An 18,977-nucleotide genomic window follows, 5' to 3' on the forward strand; every position below is an offset into this window, starting at 1 on the left:
AACTGCCCATGCCTGCCCGATTCCACAATCCGGTCGCCACCGTTTTCGGCGGCGGCAGCCTGGACCGCATCGCCGACCTCTGCGAAGGCAAGGTCGCCCTGGTGACCTTCCCCGAAGCCGCGCAGCTGGGGCTGATCGAACGCGTCCGTGGCCTGCTCGGCGAGCGCCTCGCCTACGTCATCGACGACGTGCAGCCCAACCCCGACGTGGCCTGGCTGCGCGACGTACACGAACGTTTCTGGCGCGAAGCGGCGAACTGCACCACCGTCTTCGCCCTCGGCGGCGGCAGCGCCATCGACACCGCCAAGGCGCTGATCGTCGGCACCGCTTCCGGCCGCTTTGACGAACTGCTCGACCTGCTGGCCGCCGGCAAGCCCTTCGTACCGGCGCGGCACAAGACGCTGATCGCCGCCCCGACCACCGCCGGCACCGGCAGCGAAGTGACACCCTGGGCGACCATCTGGGACGCGCAGCAGCAGAAGAAATACTCCCTGCACCTGGACTGCACCTGGCCGAAGGTGGCGCTGATCGATCCGGACCTGATGCTCAGCGTGCCCGCCGGGGTGACCGTATCCACCGGGCTGGACGCGCTGTCCCATGCGCTGGAGTCGATCTGGAACAACAACGCCAACCCGATCTCCGACACCTTCGCCGTCTCCGCCATCGAGGACATCCTCGACTGCCTGCCGCGCCTGCAGCAGGACCTGGGCAGCCGCGAACTGCGCTCGCGCATGGCGCTGGCCGCACTGAAGGCCGGCATGGCCTTCTCCAACACCAAGACGGCGCTGGCCCACTCCATCTCCTACGAAATGACCCTGCGCCACGGCCTGCCCCATGGCATCGCCTGCTCCTTCACCCTGCCGCTGGTGCTCGGCCTGGCCTGGGGCCGCGACGCCGACCGCGACCACACCCTGCAGCGGGTGTTCGGCAGCGACCGCGCCGGCGCGCAGCAGCGCCTGCGTGAATTCCTTCATCGCCTCGGGGTCAAGACCGAATTCGGCGATTACGGCGTGACTGCCGCCGAAGCCGAAGCGATGATCGACTTCGCCATGCAGGGCGCGCGCGGACGCAACTTCATCGGCTCGCAAGCCGCCTGACGCCGTCCCTCAATGGGCGGCCCCAGCGCCGCCATTTCCTGTTGCACCGAACAAGAGTGCCGACACGCCGAGCCTTGCGCCGGCGCGAGCGAACAAGAAGGAAACCGCCATGAACCGTGCACAAACCCTGTCTGGTCCCGTCTCCGCCGTAACACCGTTCCGCGTCGCCCAGTGGCGCATGCTGCTGGCCGCGATGTTCTGCTACCTGTTCTTCTACACCGGCCGCCAGACCTTCGGCTTCGCCATTCCCGGTATCCAGGCCGAATTCGGCCTGAGCAAGGAAACCCTCGGCTGGGCCTCCAGCGCCATGCTCTGGATGTACGCCATCGGCCAGGCCATCAACGGCAACCTCGCCGACAAGTTCGGCGGACGGCGCATCATGAGCCTGGGCGCGGCGCTGTCCTGTGCAGCGAACTGGGTCACCAGCTTCGCCGGCGGCTTCGTCAGTCTGGTTCTGCCGTGGGGCATCAATGGCTACTTCCAGGCCCTGGGCTGGGCGCCGGGCAGTCGCCTGCTGTCGAACTGGTGGAGCGCCGCCGAGCGCGGCAAGGTCTATGGCTTCTATGTGTTCGCCGCCGGCTGCGCCTCGGTGCTGTCCTACGTCACCTCCGTAGTGGTGATCGACGTGCTGCACCTGGAATGGCGTTGGATCTTCCGCCTGCCGGTGCTGCTGATGCTCGCTGGCGGCATCGTGTTCTACCTGGTAGCCCGCGAGCGCCCGCAGGACATGGGCTTCGAACCGCTGACAGACACCGGCGTGGCAAACGCCGAAGACCGCGCCAGCGAAGCTGCTCACGGTGAAGAAGAATCCTCGACGCAGCGCTACCTCGCCGTGCTGAAGAACCCGCGCCTGCTGGTGGCGGCGCTGTCCCTGGGCTTCCAGAACGCCGCGCGCTACGGGCTTATCGTCTGGGTGCCGGTGCACTTCCTCGGCGCCAACTGGCAGAAAGGCCAGAGCTTCATCGACCCGAAGTGGATCACCATCGCCCTGCCCGTCGGCATGGCCGTCGGCGCGCTGAGCAACGGCTGGGTGTCCGACCGCCTGTTCGGCAGCAAGCGCTACCGCGCGATCATGCTCTACATGGTGCTGGGCGCCCTCACCAGCCTGTGGATGTGGAGCCTGCCGGCGCACAGCGGCGTCGGCCTGCTCGCGCTGTTCCTCTGCGGCTTCTTCGTCTACGGCCCGGCCTCGAGCTTCTGGGCGCTCTGCCCGGACCTGGTCGGTGCACGCCGCGCCGGCACCGCCACCGGGATCATGAACTTCTCCTCGTACCTCTTTGCGGGTCTGGCCGAACCCCTGATCGGTCGCATGCTGGATACAACGGGCAATACTTCACTGATCTTCATCGTGGTCACCACGGCCTGTGTATGCAGCGCGGTGGTTGCCCTGTTCGTCCGGCGCTGAGGGCACGGCCATGCGGCAAGCCTTCCTGAAAGAGAACCTTCATGTACCAGTACCACAAGTGGTTGCGCTCCTTTCATGCCGTGGCCCGCACCGGCAGCTTCACCCAGGCGGCGGCGTTGCTGAGCGTCGGCCAGCCGACCATCAGCGAGCAGGTCAGCGGCCTGGAGAAGCGCTTTTCGGTGGAGCTGTTTCACCGGCGGGGACGCTTCATCGAGCTGAGCCCGGCTGGGGAGCAGCTCTACGCGATCACCCAGGGCCTGTTCGGCCAGGAGGACGAAGCCTTGCAACTGCTGCAGAGCTTCCAGCAGCGCAAGCAGGGCATGCTGCGCCTGGGGGCGGTGTCGCCGCCGATCGCCATGAGCCTGACCTACTCGCTGATGCAGCGTTACCCGGACATCGAGCTGGAAACTTCCTTCACCAGCGAGGCCGGCACCCTGGAGCGGCTGTACAACTTCGACATCGACGTGGCGATCCTCGCCCTCTCGGAATTCGACCAGCGTCTGAGCACGCAGCTCTACCGCACCTGCCCGATCCTCGCGGTGGTGCGCGACGACCATCCGTGGGCGCAGCAGGACTCGGTCAGCGTGCAGGAGATCGCGAAGGAGCGCGTGGTCCTGCGCGAACCGGCCTCGCGCACCCGACAACTGGTGGAGGAAGGCTGCCGGCGGCACGGCGTGGAACTGGACTGCGCGATGCAGCTGAACAGCCGCGAAGCCATCGTCCATGCAGTGGTGCACGGCATCGGCGTGGGCTTCGTGTCGGCGGTGGAATACGCCGACCGGCCCGGCACACGCTCCATCGCCTTCGCCGAGGACCCGTTCCACATCAGCTACTACCTGTGCTGCCTGGGCATTCGCCGCAACCGGCCGATCATCGCCGAGCTGTTCGACTCCACGGCCTGACGCTCACTTTCAAGACCCCATGAACCGGCGAGCCCGCGCCTCGCCGGCCGGGCCTCGCTCATCCTGCTGCCTCTTAACGAATAAACCCCTCACTGGAGTATTGCCATGCACTACCAGCAACCCAAGCAACTGCAAGCCGCCATCCTCGACTGGGCCGGCACCGTGGTCGACTTCGGCTCCTTCGCCCCGACCCAGATCTTCGTCGAAGCCTTCGCCGAATTCGGCGTCCAGGTCAGCCTGGAAGAAGCGCGCGGCCCGATGGGCATGGGCAAGTGGGACCACATCCGCACCCTGTGCGACATCCCCGCCATCGGCGAACGCTACCGCGCGGCATTCGGTCATCTGCCTACCGACGACGACGTCACCGCCATCTACGAACGCTTCATGCCGCTGCAGATCGAGAAGATCGCCGAGCACTCGGCGCTAATCCCAGGCGCGCTGGACGCGATTGCCACGCTGCGCAAACAGGGACTCAAGATCGGTTCCTGCTCCGGCTACCCGGCGGTGGTCATGGAAAAGGTCGTCGCCCTAGCGAAGACCAACGGCTACATCGCCGACCATGTCGTCGCCACCGATGAAGTGCCCAATGGTCGTCCGCACCCGGCACAGGCGCTGGCCAACGTGATCGCCCTGGGCGTCAACGATGTCGCGGCTTGCGTGAAGGTCGACGACACCTGGCCAGGCATCCTCGAAGGCCGCAGCGCCGGGATGTGGACCGTGGCGCTGACCTGCTCGGGCAACGCCCTGGGTCTGACCTATGAGCAGTACAAGGCGCTGCCGGCGCACCAGCTGGAACAGGAACGTAAGCGCATCGGGCAGATGTTCGAGGGCTCGCGCCCGCACTACCTGATCGACACCATCGCCGATCTGCCGGCGGTGATCATCGACATCAACGCCCGCCTGGCGCGGGGCGAGATGCCGCAGAGCAGCTGATCCATGGAATGAAAAGGCCCGTCAGCGACGGGCCTGAATCTGAAAATGACGTCTGCTTCGGGTCGGTAGTTGTCCATCAGAAACTCACACACGAGGCAGGGTGCCACGTTCTCATTAGCCAGAATTGAAGGGTTTTCCGCTCGCGCCGACTCGCTACGCTGCAGTGACCACAAGGGATGGAGGTAAAAATGGAAACGTCACCCGCTTTGGTCACTGCGTGCAGTGCAGGAAAATGGTTCCCGACCTACATGTACGTGCAAAGCACCCCAGGTGGTTATCTGTTTTCTATCGAGATCGGCACGGCAGGCAATTGGCAATTGAACGTCCCGCACCAATATGCATTACAGGTGGCCAGCTTTTTATGCGAAGCACGCGCCGGAAGCGTCGTTTGGTGGAAACCCGGCAGGTTTTCTTGGGCCTGCCTGTCGTGCAACAAACCCGACAAAGAGGGCCGTGTGAGGCTTTCACCCACTGGCCTAACTCCACTGAGTATTCGAAAAACCTTCGCCTGGATTGAGCAATCCAAACTCCAGGAGTTCGGCCGTGCTTGGGTATCTCGGTTGGTTTGAAGAAACGCCTCACAGGGTGGAGCTTCCGCCTTGGAGCGGCTGCTTTGTCCGATAGCGGCATTTTGCGAACGACCGCTTGGGGTCGGTAGCTGGCGCTCTCCAGAGGCTGCAATCGGCCAGAAGCGGCCTCTCGCAGCGAGTACGTATTTCGTTGTACAACCAGCTTCAAGGACACCAGCTCAAAGGCATTCCAAACGCTTCTGCAACACGAGCCAGCTTCTCAGCGGACTTGGCAGAAATAGCGAGAGGCGGCTCTTTGATCATGTAGAACAGATGATCAATGGCGATGCCCGCCTCGCCGTGTGCAAGGTAGTCCAGAACGATTTCTGCCCCATTCTCAAGACCCGCCTGAGCCAGTGGATGGTCATCAGGTATGGGGCCGAGTTGCGCATAGGCAGCGGACATCAATGCAGAGACCTCATTCAACACTTCGCAGAGGTCTGCATGTAGCTTAGGGCTCAGCTGACTCATTTCGCCTTATTCCCTGCGGTCAGCGGTTCAGTTTGTATCGCAAGAACCTGAAATGCCAAAGCGATGATTCTGCAAAGGGCTGCAATTGGTTGAATCCACAGCCAGAAGCGGACGCTCGCCGGACAGAAACAACCTTTCGCTCACTCATGTGGATAAGGCAAGTCATCTGTCGACCGGTGCCAAATAGAATCACGAGCTCGACCAAGCTCTGCATCGTATCTTTTGCAAAGCGACTCGATAACTGCTTTATCAAGCGCCTGATCCGAATTTGAGATCGTCTCACCACAAGTCAGGTACAGGTACAACGCAGCTAACTCCTCGAGTCTTGACGACTCGGATTGCACCTTGAACCGCGATTCATCTACCTCACAGGCATGGATCTCTACGGAAGGGGCATCGCTCTCTCTGTCTTTCATATGCAGTAACGTCCAAGAGCGACTGTTCACAGGGTACGAATCACCTTCTGTGTCCACGTTTCGTCCAGGGCCAAAAAGTAGATCCAGAAAGCACCTGAAGTCTGGACGATCTGCAACGACCACCACCGTATACATGAGCTCCTCCATCATCTGAATTGCTACCCTGCGTTCAGGGAGGCATGAATCAACGCGGCAATTTTTAATAGCCTGGAAGCAGACGCGTGAGCTATTCCAGCGAGCGAAGCATGTCCATGAACATCGGGTACGACAAATCATGTACCTGCCCATCATCAGCGACTAGGCAACCTGCAGCGCCGGCAAACAACTCCTGCTCATGTGCAGGTATGTTCAAGCTACAAACGGTCCGGTAGCGGAACAGCCAGCCGCTGGGGAGACGGCCGCAAACCTCCACAGTCTGCTGATAGCCCTCAACAGACAGTGGCCCGGAACCATGTGCCTGAGCACGGACGCACGCCTTGCTTCGGGAAGACTCGCTGTTCATTTGTATTCGAAATAGATGACGTGGGAGCCAAGTCTACTCAATGTCCTGAAAATCCGGATGTCAGCTATGGGTCGGTAGCTGCTTCTCCTCAGAGGCAACAATCGGCCAGGAGCGGACTTTGCTTAGCGAAGCGAAAATCTGCTATTCAACCTACTGAATTGTGAGAGATCACCATGCGCCGTCCTAATTACTCAGCCGCGTTCATGAACAACACAAAGTGGCGCGAGCTACTGAGCCTCATTCGTCGTATTGGCATTCAGTTTGAGGTGGCATACGTAGGCGAGGAGCGCTTCCAGACCGCATACGCTCCCCCCGAGAGCTTGCTGAAAAATACCTACATCGCTGATCCAGGCCTGGCTGGTGGCCCGACAGAATATTCGGATATTTACTCCATACGTATTCCGAAAATATCGCTGATTCAGAATCCCAAAACGGGTGAGAGGTTACCGAGCACTGGAGTAAGCGACCAATTCCTAGCGGAAGCATCGCTACTTGGTGTCCTACCGCTCGAAGAAAAAGACGGGTTTATCTATGTGCATGGCTACAGTCATCGCGTTCACTAACCAGCGACGAGGCTGAGAGTCTGCTTCAGGCCGATTTTTGCTCCTCACAAGTGGCCGCTTCGGGTCGGTAGCTGACCGTGATCAGGTTTCGTCCTAGATAGATGAACCACAGTCCCAAAGAGAATCATTTCAAGCTGGATCAGGCCGTCTACACTCAGCGCAGTCACAGCATGTAGAGGCAGGAAACTCGATGCTCAGATGGCCTTCTGTCGTACTTCTTTCATCTATTGCCGCAGCGGCCATTGCCGACGACGTACCGGATGCCGTTCAAGCTTGCGCGGTCTGCCATGGAGTGCATGGCGAGGGGACCGCACAAGGTCCGGTGCTGGCCGGGCTATCGGCCAGCTACATCTCCGCACAAGTCGCGAACTTCAACTCAAGACGGCGCAGCAACTCGCTGATGGGGCCGATGGCTGAAGCCTACGCCTCGGCCGAACTACTGCAGCCTGCCGCAATCTATTTTGCGGCTCAGGGCAAGCCGCCACCCATACTGCAGGTGCGAGGCCAGAACCTCGCTGCCACTCCGGCGGAAAAGCTCTATTACCAGGGCGACATGGCGCGCGACATTCCAGCCTGCTTCAGTTGCCACGGCCCCTCCGCCATCGGAGGCGGGCCCTTCCCCAGACTCGCCGGACAGCAGGCGGCCTATCTGGAAGCCCAGCTGCACGCCTGGCGCAAGGGTGAACGCAGCGGCGATCCCGACGGCATGATGGCAGCCATCGCCCAGCGCCTGAACGACAAGGACATCACTGCGCTGGCCAGCTATCTGGCGGCGATTCGCTGAGGAACGCTCATGAACAGGCCCATACTCTACCTGTCGCTCGCGGGATGCATCGCGCTGCCCGTCCAGGCGGCCGACGCAGTGACCACCGCCATGGAAGAAATCGCCGCGCACCCCAAGGCCAGGGACGCCCATTACTTCACTCCGCGGGACCTTTCGAAAATCCCGGACGGTGCCTTTGGTGACAAGATTCGCCTCGGCTATCAGCTGATCGTCAATACCCAGCAGCTCAAGGGGCGCTATGTCGGCAACCAGCTGAATTGCACCAACTGCCACCTCGATGCTGGCACCAAGGCCTATGCCGCCCCTCTGTGGGCGGCCTACCTGGCCTATCCGGCCTTCCGCAAGAAAGACAATCGGGTGAACAATTTCGCCGAGCGCGTCCAGGGCTGCTTCAACTACTCCATGAACGGCAAGGCTCCCGAGCTGGGCTCGCCCGAGCTGGTGGCTATCTCCGCCTACTCCTACTGGCTGCTGATGGGCGGCCTGCTGGACATGTATGGCATGCAGGACAAGCCGGTACCCGAGCTCAGCGATGAAGCGTTGCAACACGGTGGCCGCGACGAATCCTTCAAGCTGCCTGGCCCCCTGACCGGCAAGGTGAAGATGGAAGGGCGCGAACGGATGCCCGGACGCGCCTTTGCCGCCCTGCCCGAGCCACCGCAGACCTACTCGCCGCAGCGCGGCGAACAGGTTTACGCACAGCACTGCGCCGTCTGTCACGGCGAGCAGGGCGAAGGGCGCAAGATGGCTGACGTGCCGGTGATCCCGGCCTTATGGGGAGCCGACTCGTATAACTGGGGCGCGGGCATGCACCGCGTCAACACGGCGGCCACCTTCATCTACGAAAACATGCCGCTGGGCAAGGCCGTGCAACTGAACGTCCAGCAAGCCTGGGACGTGGCAGCCTACCTGAACAGCCGGGAACGGCCACAGGACCCGCGCTTCGACGGCGATGTCGCCAGCACGGCCAAACGCTTCCATGGCTCCGATCAGGGTTACTACGGCCAATCCGTCGATGGCGTGCTGCTTGGCAGCAAGGCATTTCCGGCCGGCGTCGGACATTGAGCCGGAATGCTCTACCAACGCACTCAGGCCCGAGAATCCGACAACCAGAGGGGGACTCCATGACATCAATACTGCTCAAGGTAAAGCACGAGTTCATCAAGGCGCTGCCGCCGACGATCTTCTTCTTTGTCATCCTGCACATCGTTGCCGCCATTCGCGCGCTCATGCTCAAGGGCTCCGGTGTTCCGCTGCCGGTGACTGCCTCGGTTCTGATCGCCTCCCTGGTGCTCGGCAAATCGGTACTGGTGGCGGACATGCTGCCTTTCATCAATCGCTTTCCCGAAAAGCCGCTGATCTGGAACGTCACCTGGAAGACCGTGATGTACGCCCTGGTCGCCCTGTTCGTGCATTACCTGGAGCGGCTTTACGAATATTGGAAAGAAGCCCCCAGCCTGATAGACGCCAACTCAATGCTATGGACGTCCATGAACTGGCCGCGCTTCTGGGCCGTCCAGATACTGCTCGTCACCCTGATCTTCATGTACTGCGTCATCTCGGAACTGGCGCGCGTGATCGGTCATGAGCGACTCAGGAAAATGTTCCTCGGACCACTTCCACCCCGACTCAAAGACGACACCCCGACGCAGTGAGACCCGAGTCCGGCGGCAAGCTCGACACTGAGTAGTAAGCCTCCAGAGCGGGCCAGGCCTGGCCATGCTCTCGGCGCGCATCAATGGCCCGCAATGCTTGACGCGGGGCTGCCGTAACCTCGATGCGCGATGAGTTGGCTCTGACTTCGCAGGTGCAACTGCAAAACAACCAGAGCTCCAATCGACCGCTGAGTTTTCGTGCGATACGTCCGCTTCAGGTCGGAAACGGGCGTCGATTCAGCAGTAGAGGTCGTTCTGCGTCACCGGAACTGCGCCTTGCGACGCTGGATAGCCAAACGCCCAGAGGCTCTCGCGACTACGCGAGAGCCTCTGGGATTTCCAATGCCAGGTGCCACGGATTGGCGATACGGGATCAGGCTCAGAAGCTCACGTTGAGCCCCAGGCGCAGGCCGTTGTCCTTGTAGCCGTCGCCGAACTGCCCGGAGTAACCCAAGCCCACCGTGGTGCCGCTGGCAACCTGCGCGGTTACGCCCAGTTGCGCCAACGCAGTGTCCTGAGCCAGCGGCGTGCCCTTGACGGTGAACGCGTCTCCACCGGCAAACGACAGTTGGCGCTTCGGGTCAAGGTCGTCGAACGCATGTTGCCAGCCGAGCGTGCCTTGCAACGCAAGCGGAACCGAGCCCACCGTGGTCAGCGCCGTCGAGGCGTGCAGGCCGAGGGTGCCGTAGGTCACCTCGTCCTTCTCGCTGTCGCCGCGCAGGGCCGTGCTGCCGCCGTGTTCCTTGAAGCTGTCACTGTCGACCTTGACGTGCGCCAGACCGGCGAAGGGTTCCAGGGTGAAGTCGCCGGCGGCGATGGCGTAGCCCAACTCACCGAAGAGCTGCGCGGTGTTGGCGTCGTAGCTCGCCTTCTCGTGCTCGACAAGGCCGCCAGCCTGGACGTGACGGCTACTGTCGATGTCGTTCCAGGCGTGCGAGGCGCCCAGGCGCAGGTTGATGGCATCCCACTGCCCAGAAGCGAACAGCGTCAGCGAGATGCTATCGATCTCGGCCGAGGAGCTGCGAGCGTCGACGTCGAGACTGCTGGAGCCATAGCCCGCCGCCACGCCGACGCGCCAGTTATCGCCCACCGGCAGATCGATGCCCAGCAGAGTGCCGCGGCTGTCGTGGTCCAGGCGCGCGGTGTTGCTGTTGCCGCCGTTGTCCCCCCAACCGCCGTACCCTTGCAGCCAGAAGGTCATGCCGCTGTCGGCGTCGGTGTGCAGGATGGCATCGGTCGACGCTTGTCCCTGGGCCGCGCGCAGGCGTTGGCCAATGGCATCGCGCACATAGCGGCTGTCATCGAACAAGGCGCCCTGAGTGCTGGCATGCAGCTCGCCGGAGAGGCTGTCGTAGGCGCCTTGCGCTTGCTCGGCGGTGAGCGCGCTGACGGCGTTGTACAGCGTGCCCGAGCCCAGCGATTCGACGCCGGCAGCGGCCGAGCGCTGGTTGTGGGTGCGGCCGACCGCGATGAAACTGACCTCGTTGCGCTCCAGGGTCAGTTCTACACCGTTTGCGCTGTAGGCCAGCTCCGGCGTGAGGAACGCCAGGTTGCTGCTGACGCTCGCGAAGGTGCCGTTGAGCGCCTCGGCCTGGATGATGCCGTAGGGGGTGTTGGGCGCCCAGTCACCCGCGCCGGCGAGAACCTTGAGGTTGGCGCCGGCGACGCTGACGGTGCCGGTAGAGATCAGCTTGTCGGAGCGGCCGTCGGGATTGGCTTCGATTTCCAGGTTCGAGTCGGCGGCGAAGTTGACGTTGCCGTCGACATGCAGGGTGCCGATGGAGTTGCCCGGGCTGAGTGTGGCGCCACTGGCGAGGTCGACGCGGCCGATGATATTGCCGTGGCCGCCGAGCAGCGCGCCGCTGGCGACCTGCACGTCGCTGGTGAGGCTCGCCGTGCTGCCGCTGTGGCCGCCGATGATCAGGCTGCCCGCGTTGACCTGGGTGCCACCGGCGACGCGGGACTGGCCGTTGAGTAGCAGCTTGCCGCTGCCTGTCTTACGCAGGCCGCCGGCGCCGCTGAGGCTGCCGTCGTAGAGGCTGTTGGCGTTATTGCTGCCGACCTGCAGCTCGCTGCCGGAGCCCAGTGCGAGATCACCCTCGCCGCTCAAGGCGCCCAGGACGGTGATGCCGCCGACACTGACGGTAGCGGCATCGCTGACGTTCAGGCTGACGTTGCCCAGGGCATTGTCGCCGCTCAGGGTCAGGCTGCCGTCGAGGATGTTCAGCGCGCCGCTGAAGCTATTGTCGCCGCTCAGGGTCAGGTTGCTGGCGCCCTGCTTGGTCAACGCACCGCTACCGTTGACGACTCCGGCCAGGCTCAGGTCATTGCTGCCGGCCAGAGTCAGTTCACCGGCGAGCGTGACGGAATTGTGCAGAGTAAGCGCCGCGCTGTTGTCCAGCGTAGTGCCGCTCGCAGCAATCAGTTTGCCGCTGCCCAGGGCGCCAGCGTTGCCCAGCACCAGCTTGCCACCATTGAGCAGGGTACCGCCGCTGTAGGTGTTGGCGCCGTTGAGCGCCAGGGTGCCGCTTCCGTTCTTGGTCAGAGAGCCGTTCCCGTTGACGTCGCCGTTCAGGGTCAAGTCGTGGCTGCCGGCCACGCCAAGTCCGCCATCGAGCCTGAGCGTATTGCCCAGGGCCAGCGCTGCGCTGTTGTCCAGCGTGGTGCCGTTGGCGGCGATCAGGCCGCCGCTGCCCAGGGCGCTAGCGTTGCCAAGCACCAGCGTGCCGCCATTGAGTTGCGTACCACCGCTGTAGCTGTTGGCCGCGTTGAGTACCAGGGTGCCGCTGTCGTATTTGCCCAGCGTAGCGCTGCCGCCGAGGGTGACGTCGAGGATGGCCGTGGCGTTCGGATCGACGCGAATCGCGGCAGTGCCCAGCGAACCGTTGACCAGGTTCAGCCCCCCTGCCGTGCCGCTCTGCAGGCGATAGCCGTCGGTGACGAATTGCAGGCCGTTGGTGGTTTGCGTGCCATTCACGGTCACGGTGCCCGCAGCGCCCTGGAACACCGCGAAGCTGTTGGCCCACGCCTGGTTGGTGGTGCCGTTGACGTCGGTCCAGTTGTTGCTGCCACTGTTCCAGGTGCCGCTGCCGCCCTCCACTGAACCGTTGGCGGTCAACAGGTTGCCGTCCCAGAACTGCACCGTGGTACCCGGCATGGACACCAGCAGGTTGACCTGGTTGGCCAGTACGGTTTGCAGGCTCAGGTCGCCCGGCGTGACGCTACCGGGGAGGCTGCCGAGGAGCATGCCGTTGTCGGTCAGGCCGCCAGCATAGTCGAAGAGACGGTACACGCCGCTGCCGAAACCGCCGGCGTCGCTGACGTTAAGGGTGCCGTCGAGGGTCAGGTCGCCGCCAACATTGACCAGCGCGCTACCACCACCGGAGCCCGGCGCGCCAAGGCCGACATCGAAGCTGGCGTTGGCGTTGAACACCAGTGAGTTCACCGACAGCGTGCTACCGCTGGTGCCGGCCAGGTGACCGCCGTCGGCGATGGTCACTGCTCCGCCGAGCGAGCCGCTACCAGCCAGCGTGCCACCCTTGTTGACCTGGACTTGGCCGCTATCCAGCGCGCCGTTGACCCGCAGCGTGCCGGCGTTGACGGTGGTGCCGCCGGTAAGGGTATTGTTGCCGGCCAGGGTCAGCGTACCCGTGCCGAGCTTGCCAAGGAAGCCGTTGCCGGTCAGGACACCGTCGAAAATACTGCTGGCATTGTTGCCGCCGATGCTCAGGGTGTTGCCGAACCCGATCAGTGCGGTACCGCTGCCGGTCAGGCTGGCCACGCTGCCCGCACCACCCAGGTTGAGGGTGGCGGCGTTGCCGAGATTGACCCCGGCGTTGCTACCCAGCGCCGAGTTGCCCAGCGTGGTCAGGCTGCCGGCCTGCACGTCGAAGGTACCGCTGAAGGTGTTGTCTCCGCTCAGTGTAAGGTCGGCGAGGCTGCTCTTGGTCAAGGTGCCGCCCCCGGCAATCACTCCGCCGAGGGTCAGGTTGTTGTTGCCTGCCACATTGAGGCTGGCATTGACGTTGACCTTGTTTGCCAGGACCAGCGGCGCGCTGGTACCGAGGGTAGAATTGCCAGCCACGGTCAACGCGCCGGAGCCCATGCTTGACGATGTGCCGAGGGTCAGGGTGCCGGCGTTGAGCCGCGTGCCGCCCGAATAGTTACTGCTTCCGTTGAGGGTCAGGTTGGCCGCGCCGTTCTTGATCAGCGCGCCACTACCGCTGAGCACGCCACTCAGAACCAGGTCGTTGGTGCCGGTATTGGTCAGGTTGGCGTTGAGCACTACGTTGTTGCCCATCGACACTGCAGTGTCGCTCTCCAGCGACGAGGCGCCAGCCACGGTCAGGTTGCCCAGGCCGAGTGCGCCATTGCTGCCGGTGGCCAGGGTGCCGGCATTGAGGGTAATGCCACCGAGGAAGCTGTTGGCGCCGGAGAGCGTCAGCCTGGCCGCACCGCTCTTGGTCAGTCTGCCAGCGCCATTGATCGTCCCGTTCAATGTCAGGTCGTTGCTGCCGGTGATGCCGAGGTTGCCGGCCAGGTTGATGGCGTTGCTCGCACTGAAGGCACCGTTGGCATCCAGGGTGGTGCCATTCGCGACGTTGAGGGTGCCGGAGCCCAGCGCCGAGTTCGACGCCAGAATCAATCCGCCTGCGTTCAGCGCCACTGGGCCGAGGAAGGTATTGTTGCCGCCGAGGGTCAGGTTGGCCACGCCATTCTTGATCAGCCCGCCGCTGCCGTCGAGCACACCGCTGAGGGCCAGCGCATTGCTACCCAGTACGGTGAGACTGCCGTTGAGCATGGTGGCGTTGGCCAGGGTTACAGCGGTGTTGCTGTCGAGCTGCGTGCCAGCATTGGCGACCAACGTGCCGGTGCCCAGCGCGCTGTTATTACCGACAACCAGCGTGCCGCCATCCAGCTGCGTGCCGCCGCTGTAACTGTTGGCACCGTTGAGCACCAAGGTGCCGCTGTCGAGCTTGTTGAGGATGCCGCGGCCATTGATGTTCACACCGAGCGTGGCAGTCACGCCTGGATCGACCCGCAGCGCCGTGGTACCGCCGCTGCCGTTAACGGCGGTCAGTTGCCCCGCCGTGCCGCTCACCACGTTGTAGCCATCGGTGAGGAACTGCATCCCGGTGAACAGTTGCGTGCCGTTGACCGATACCGTGCCGGCCGAGCCCTGGAACACCGCGAAATCACCGGCCCAGGTCTGGTTCAGCGTACCGTCGACGTTGGTCCAGTTGGTGCCGATGGCACTCCAGGTGCCGCTGCCGCCCTGCACCACGCCATTCGGGATTGTCTCGCCACCATCCCAGAAGCGGATAGGGGCATTCGGCGCGGACACCAGCAGGTTGATCTGGTTGCCGACCGAGGTCTGCACCACCATATCGCCAATGCCATAACCCGCAGGCACGCCGGCCACGATCAGGCCGTTGTCGATCAGCGAGCCGGTGTAGTTGAACAGGCGGTAGACACCCACGCCGAAACCGCCGGCATCGGTAACGTTGAGGTTGCCATCGAGGGTCAGGTGGCCACCGATCTCCATCAGCGACGATGTCGACGGCGCCGCGAGACTGGTGTCGACATTGCTGTTGGCACTGAGCACCAGCGACGCGGCGGACAAGGTGTCGCCCGAAGACAACGCCAGGCGACCACCATCGTTGATGGTCATCGCGCCCAGCGCCGATCCGTTGCCGCTAACGGTGCCGCCGTTGTTGACATTGATCTGGGCGCTGGCCAGGGAGCCGGCAAGATTCAGCGTGCCGCCGTTGACGGTGGTGTTGCCGGTAAGACCATTGATACCGGTGAGGTTCAGCGTTCCGCTGCCGACTTTGGTCAGGCCCCCGCCACCACGGAGGTCGCCGTCGAAGGTGCTGGTGCTGCTCCCTCCCCCCACGGTCAGGGTGCTACCGCTGGCGATCTGCACGCTACCGCTGCCGCTCAGTGTCTTGAGGTTGACGCTGCCGCCCAGGCCAAGGCTGGCGCCAGCACTGATATAGGCTCCAGAGGTATTGCCCAGCGCACCGCTGCCCAGGGCGATGACGCTGCCCGAGAGGATGTCCAGCGCGCCGGTGAAGGTGTTGTTGCCGCTGAGCGTCAGATCATTCAGGCCGTTCTTGACCAGGTTGCCGGCACCATTGATCGCGCCGCCGAGCATCAGGTTATTGTTGCCGGCCACGGTCAGATCGGCGTTGAGCGTGATGTTGTTGCCGAAGCTGTAGGCGCCGCCGCTGACCAGTGTACCGGCTCCGCCGACAGTCAGGGTGCCGCTGCCCAAGGCACCGGCCGAGCCCAGTGTCAGCGTGCCCGCATTGAGCCCGGTGCCGCCGCTGAACGTATTGGTGCCGCTGAGGGTCAGGTTGGCCGCGCCGGTCTTGGTCAACGGACCTGTGCCGCTGATCACGCCACCGAGGATCAGATCCTGAGTGCCACCGACGTTCAGCCCGGCATTGAGGACGACAGAGTTGCCCAGGCTGACCAGCACTGAGCGGCTGTCCAGGCTCGCCGCACCGTTGACCGTCAAGGCTCCGCTACCCAGTGCCGCGCTATTGCCGACGGTCAGGGTTCCAGCGTTCAGGGTGGTGCCGCCGACGTAGGTGTTGGTGCCATTGAGGCTCAGATTCGCCGTGCCGTTTTTCACCAGGCTGCCGGCTCCGGCGACGGTTCCGACGAGGGTCAGGTCAGCACTGCCGCCCATATTGAGCGCGCCGGCGAGGTTGATCTGGTTGCCCAGGCTGACGGCAGTGCCGGCATCCAGCGTGGTGCCGGTCGCCGCGCTCAGCACACCGTAGCCGAGGGCGGTGTTGTTGCCGACAACCAGTTTGCCGGCGTTCAAGGCGGTGTTGCCGTAGTAGGTGTTGGCGCCGTTGAGAACCAGGTCGGCGGGGCCGCTCTTGATCAGGCTACCGACACCGGCGATCACACCCGTAAGGGTCAGTTCGTTGCTGCCCCCGAGGGTCACGTTGCCGCCAAGGTTGACGTTGTTGGCCAGGCTCGATGCGATGTTGGCGTCCAGCGTGGTGCCGTGGGCTGCATTGAGCACACCGGTGCCGAGAGCGGTGTCGGAACCAACGACGAGTGTCCCGGCGTTCACCGTCGTAGGGCCGGTGTAGGTGTTGTGGCCGGTCAGGGTCAGGATCGAGGACCCCGTCTTGATCAGGTTGCTGCCGCCACTGATCACGCCGCCGAGGGCCAGCGGATTGGCCCCGCCGACGGTGAGGTTGGCGTTCAGCGCAATGGCGTTGTTCAGCGTTGAGTTGGCACTGCTGTTGAGCGTGCCGCCCGAACCTCCCACTGTCAGCGTGCCGCTGCCAAGGGCTGCAGCGTTGCCGACCGTGAGGCTGCCGGCGTTGAGCGCGGTGCCACCGGTGAAGGAGTTGACGCCATCGAGGGTCAAGTTGGCCGTGCCGTTCTTGACCAATTGGCTGGCGCCACTGATGACGCCGCCCAATCTCAGGCCGTTGCTGCCGCCGAGGTGCAGGTTGCCATTGAGCGCGACGTTATTGTTCAGGCTGACGGCGGTGTTGCTGTCCAGGGTCGCGGCGCCGGCGACGGTCAGGTTACCGCTGCCAAGTGCGCCGGCGTTGCCAACGATCAGAGTACCGGCGTTCAGTGTTGTGCCACCGAAGTAGGTGTTGGCGCCGTTGAGAGTGAGATTGGCCGTGCCGTTCTTGGTCAGCCCGCCGCTGCCGCTGACCACGCCACCCAGGGTCAGGTTATTGCTGGCGGAGACGTTCAGGTTGCCGCCGAGGTTGACGGCGTTGCCCAGCGCCACCGTGGTGCTCGCGTCGAGCGTGGTGCCGGTCGCCGTGGTCAGCCCACCGAGACCCAGCGCTGTGTTGGAGCCGAGGGTCAGCGTCCCGGCATTCAGCTCGGTGCCACCGGAGAACGTGTTGGGGCCGCCAAGGGTCAGGTTCGCGGTGCCGTTCTTGATCAGTTTGCCGGCGCCGCTGATGACGCCGTTCAGGCTCAGCGCCTGAGTGCCGCCAACGGTCAGGTCGGCCGCCAATGCGACCGGGTTGGCCAGAGCCACTGCGGTGGCCGCATCCAGGGTGGTGCCAGCCGCCGCATTCAAAGTGCCCGTACCGAGAGCGGTGTTGCTGCCGACCAGCAAGCTGCCGCCGTTCAGCACGGTGCCGCCGCTGTGGGTGTTGTTACCGCTCAGGGTCAGGCTGGACGTGCCGCTCTTGATGATGGCACCGGCACCGGACAGCACGCCGGACAGGGTCATGCCATTGGTGCCCTGCAGGGTCAGGCCGCCCGCGCCCAGGTTGATCGGGTTGGACAGCGACAAACCGGCATTGCTGGCCTGGAGGATCCCGCCGTTGGAGGTCAGCACACCGCTGCCGAACGCGCCATCGTTGTTGTACAGCGCGATGCCGCCATTGAGCGTGGTCGCCCCACTGACCAACGGCCCCAGCAATGTCCAGGTGCCGCTGTTGAGGGTCAGGTTGTTGAAGTTGACGTAGGTGGCGCTGGACGCCGTGCCGGTGCCGGAGGTACCTCCGACGACTCCAAGCGGGTTCTGTAGTATCAGGGTGTTGCTGCCGCCCGCACCACCGTCGATGGTCCCGGTGGGAGCGAAAGTCAGGCCGACGCCGTTCAGGCCACCGAGGCCCTGACTGGTCTGCACGCCGTCTCCGAGGTTAACGCTCGAACCGGTTATGGCGTAGAAGGTGTTGGTGCTTCCCGCGCCCAGCGACACGCCGCCGTTGATGTTACCGGCGTTGGTAAAGGTGTTGCCCGCAGCCGAGGTCTCGAACGCCACCCGGCCGTTGATCGTGCCGTTGGCCCTGTTGCTCATGTTGACCTGCGAGCCGCCGTACACGCCGACCACCGGGGTATCGGTCAGGGTGATTCCACCCACCGACAAACCGGTCGAGGTGATCGTACCGTCGTTGGTGATGTTGGTGGCGCCCCCCGCCGCGTTGTTTACCCCAATCGCCAGCCCATCGATGCTGGTCAGGCTCTGGCCGAGCAACATGCCGGTGCCGCGAATGATCCCGCTGACGTTGTTGGTCACACTGACTGCGCTGGCGGCCCCTGTTCCGATGAACGCGCCGCCACTGAGCTCGGACACCAGGCCCAGCAGCGCCGGGTCGATGGTGCCGGAGTTGTTCAGGCTGATGTTGACGCCAGTCAGGTTGAGCACCTTGCTACCGGCCGCCGCGTTCATCTGCGCACCGGAGTTGACGTTGATCGTCAGGCCGCTCGTAGCGCTGCTGAAATCGTTGAGAAACAGCGGCAGGCTCGGAACGCCGGTACAGGTGACAGTAATGCCGGCGGTCGAACAGGTGGCTTGCGCCGGCTGGGTGAGTGAGGCCCCCAGCAGCAAGACCGGTAGCGCCAGCTTGCCGAGAGGTCGAGTGCCTTTGCGGCAGCGCTTGCTGTATTCGTGGGTGACAGTCCAGCAACCCAACGAGGCATTCCAGACCAAGGCGAAAACATGGTTCATCGCGTGCACTTCCTTGTGACTTGAAACGACTTCCCACCGCAACGGGATGGGCTGGCGTCGCGGAGCGCCAGGGCAGATCAAATCAACGCCTATTTGATATCACTTGGCCATTTTTCGGGAATGCTGCCCTGGAGCGGTTCGAGTGCCCCCAAAGATTCACAAGAAAACGCTGATGGAGGGCGTGCAGTTCCGTAATCACGCAGGACAGTTTCAACAGCCGCTTTTG

11 protein-coding genes are annotated in these 18,977 nt (G+C 63.5%); 9 read left to right on the top strand and 2 right to left on the bottom strand.

Going from position 1 to position 18,977, the window contains the following annotated elements:
* Window positions 1–8: 8 nt before the first annotated feature.
* From psrA to O6P39_RS15225, 5 genes are all read left to right on the top strand, one after another.
* Window positions 9–1,097 carry an iron-containing alcohol dehydrogenase PsrA gene (gene psrA, locus O6P39_RS15205; protein WP_275607338.1) on the top strand — a complete coding sequence of 363 codons (1,089 nt, stop codon included), beginning with the start codon at window positions 9–11 and terminating at the stop codon, window positions 1,095–1,097.
* A gap of 109 nt (window positions 1,098–1,206) precedes the next feature.
* Entirely contained in the window at window positions 1,207–2,502 is a 1,296-nt protein-coding gene (locus tag O6P39_RS15210) for an MFS transporter (RefSeq protein WP_275607339.1), read from the top strand.
* 41 nt (window positions 2,503–2,543) lie between these two features.
* Window positions 2,544–3,404: a LysR substrate-binding domain-containing protein gene (locus O6P39_RS15215; protein ID WP_275607340.1), complete on the top strand. Its 861-nt coding sequence runs from the start codon at window positions 2,544–2,546 to the stop codon at window positions 3,402–3,404.
* A 105-nt stretch (window positions 3,405–3,509) separates the two neighbouring features.
* On the top strand, window positions 3,510–4,337 hold the full coding sequence (gene phnX / locus O6P39_RS15220) for a phosphonoacetaldehyde hydrolase (RefSeq protein ID WP_275607341.1): 828 nt from the start codon (window positions 3,510–3,512) through the stop codon (window positions 4,335–4,337).
* 188 nt (window positions 4,338–4,525) lie between these two features.
* Window positions 4,526–4,906 carry a hypothetical protein gene (locus O6P39_RS15225; protein ID WP_275607342.1) on the top strand — a complete coding sequence of 127 codons (381 nt, stop codon included), beginning with the start codon at window positions 4,526–4,528 and terminating at the stop codon, window positions 4,904–4,906.
* Between the two features lie 165 nt (window positions 4,907–5,071).
* On the opposite strand, the gene O6P39_RS15230 is transcribed toward O6P39_RS15225, so the two are convergent.
* Window positions 5,072–5,377 carry a hypothetical protein gene (locus O6P39_RS15230; protein ID WP_275607343.1) on the bottom strand — a complete coding sequence of 102 codons (306 nt, stop codon included), beginning with the start codon at window positions 5,375–5,377 and terminating at the stop codon, window positions 5,072–5,074.
* A gap of 1,091 nt (window positions 5,378–6,468) precedes the next feature.
* Here O6P39_RS15230 and O6P39_RS15235 point away from each other — a divergent pair.
* From O6P39_RS15235 to O6P39_RS15250, 4 genes are all read left to right on the top strand, one after another.
* A complete protein-coding gene (locus O6P39_RS15235; RefSeq protein ID WP_275607344.1) occupies window positions 6,469–6,858 on the top strand; it encodes a hypothetical protein in 390 nt (129 codons plus the stop codon).
* A gap of 190 nt (window positions 6,859–7,048) precedes the next feature.
* Window positions 7,049–7,642, top strand: a complete 594-nt coding sequence (locus O6P39_RS15240; protein WP_275607345.1) for a c-type cytochrome — start codon at window positions 7,049–7,051, stop codon at window positions 7,640–7,642.
* 9 nt (window positions 7,643–7,651) lie between these two features.
* Window positions 7,652–8,707, top strand: a complete 1,056-nt coding sequence (locus O6P39_RS15245) for a c-type cytochrome (protein ID WP_275607346.1) — start codon at window positions 7,652–7,654, stop codon at window positions 8,705–8,707.
* Between the two features lie 59 nt (window positions 8,708–8,766).
* The gene (locus tag O6P39_RS15250; protein WP_275607347.1) at window positions 8,767–9,297 is read left to right on the top strand and encodes a hypothetical protein; all 531 of its coding nucleotides are present in this window, start codon (window positions 8,767–8,769) and stop codon (window positions 9,295–9,297) included.
* A 379-nt stretch (window positions 9,298–9,676) separates the two neighbouring features.
* On the opposite strand, the gene O6P39_RS15255 is transcribed toward O6P39_RS15250, so the two are convergent.
* The gene (locus O6P39_RS15255; protein WP_275607348.1) at window positions 9,677–18,751 is read right to left on the bottom strand and encodes an autotransporter-associated beta strand repeat-containing protein; all 9,075 of its coding nucleotides are present in this window, start codon (window positions 18,749–18,751) and stop codon (window positions 9,677–9,679) included.
* Window positions 18,752–18,977: the final 226 nt, after the last annotated feature.

It is taken from the genome of Pseudomonas sp. PSE14, assembly GCF_029203285.1.
Taxonomy (GTDB): domain Bacteria; phylum Pseudomonadota; class Gammaproteobacteria; order Pseudomonadales; family Pseudomonadaceae; genus Pseudomonas.